The 1372-nt window shown below is 64.1% G+C and carries 2 protein-coding genes; both read right to left on the bottom strand.

The window, feature by feature from the left end:
* A partial coding sequence (locus tag CQ13_RS15255; RefSeq protein WP_245309190.1) for a thiamine pyrophosphate-binding protein occupies positions 1-652 on the bottom strand: 652 nt, incomplete at its 3' end.
* Complete coding sequence (gene msrA, locus CQ13_RS15250; protein WP_057843688.1) at positions 649-1194, bottom strand: peptide-methionine (S)-S-oxide reductase MsrA; 546 nt, start codon at positions 1192-1194, stop codon at positions 649-651. The genes CQ13_RS15255 and msrA, both read right to left, overlap by 4 nt.
* Positions 1195-1372 lie beyond the last annotated feature (178 nt).

Here is a 1372-nt window from a genome sequence, read left to right as displayed (position 1 = left end):
ACAGCGGCTCGGCGAGATGCGGGCGGCTCGCCGCGGCGCCCAGCATGACGAGCGGCCTACTGGCGCCCATGATCATGGCTGCGGCGCGATCGATGGCCGCTGCAGCCGCGACCGGAAGCTCGACGACATGTGGGGGAATGATGTCGGCCGCGGCTTCGTCGGCCGCGATGTCCTCGGGCAGTTCGAGATGCACGGGGCCCGGCCGCTCCTGCTGCGCGACCCGGAAGGCGTCGCGAACCAGGGTCGGAATACTCTGCGCGGAAACGATCTGCGTCGCCATTTTGGTGAGCGGCCGCATGGTCGCGACGATGTCCACGATTTGGAAGCGCGCCTGGCGGCTGCTTCGGATCGCCTTCTGTCCTGTGATCATGACCATCGGCATCGCGCCCAAATGCGCGTAGGCCGCAGCCGTCGTCAAATTGAGCGCACCGGGACCCAGCGTCGTCAGGCAGACGCCCGCGCGCCCGGTGAGACGCCCGTAGGTGGCCGCCATGAAGCCGGCAGCCTGTTCGTGCCGCGTCAGCACCAGCTTGATCTTCGAGCGCCGCAGCGACTCCAGCACGTCGAGATTCTCCTCGCCGGGAATGGCGAAGACGTACCCAACGCCCTCGTTCTCAAGGGCGGCCACCAGCAGATCGGAGGCTTTTGTCATGCGGCCGAAACTCCTCTCGCGCCTGGTTCGGCTTTCTCCGCCCGGTGCGGCAGGGTCCAGTCCGGCCGAATGAAGTGGCAGGTGTAGCCGTCCGGATATTTCTCCAGATAATCCTGATGCTCGGGCTCGGCCTCCCAGAACGGTCCGGCGGGAGCCACCTCCGTGACGACCTTGCCCGGCCAAAGCCCGGAAGCATCGACATCGGCGATGGTGTCTTCCGCGATCCGCTTCTGCGCGTCGCTGGTATAGAAGATGGCCGACCGGTAGCTCGCGCCCCGGTCGTTGCCCTGGCGATTCAACGTCGAAGGATCATGGATCTGGAAAAAGAATTCCAGGAGCTTCCGATAGCTGATGGTCCCGGGATCGAAGATGATCTCAACGGCTTCCGCATGATTGCCGTGGTTGCGATAGGTCGCGTTTGGCACCTCGCCGCCGGAGTAGCCGACCCTGGTTGAAATCACGCCGGGATAGCGGCGCAGCAGATCCTGCACACCCCAGAAGCAGCCGCCGGCCAGGACTGCGCGTTCAGTCGAAACTGTCATGTCTGTCCTCCCTGGGTACGCTGCGGGCGTCGTTCCCGGAACTCTATCAGGGACGCATAATGACGCCGAAAGATGCAGAAGCGCAATGATCCACGAAGGTCCGCTTTGCGCCGATTTTGTTGCAAAGTCGGTTGAGAGAGGCCTCGAGGCGTGATTCCGTTGTGTTGAGGCGAATCGC

This window comes from Bradyrhizobium retamae, assembly GCF_001440415.1.
Lineage (GTDB): Bacteria > Pseudomonadota > Alphaproteobacteria > Rhizobiales > Xanthobacteraceae > Bradyrhizobium > Bradyrhizobium retamae.
The sequence above is the reverse complement of the archived record's forward strand: the minus strand, read 5'-3'. Positions and strand labels throughout refer to the sequence as shown.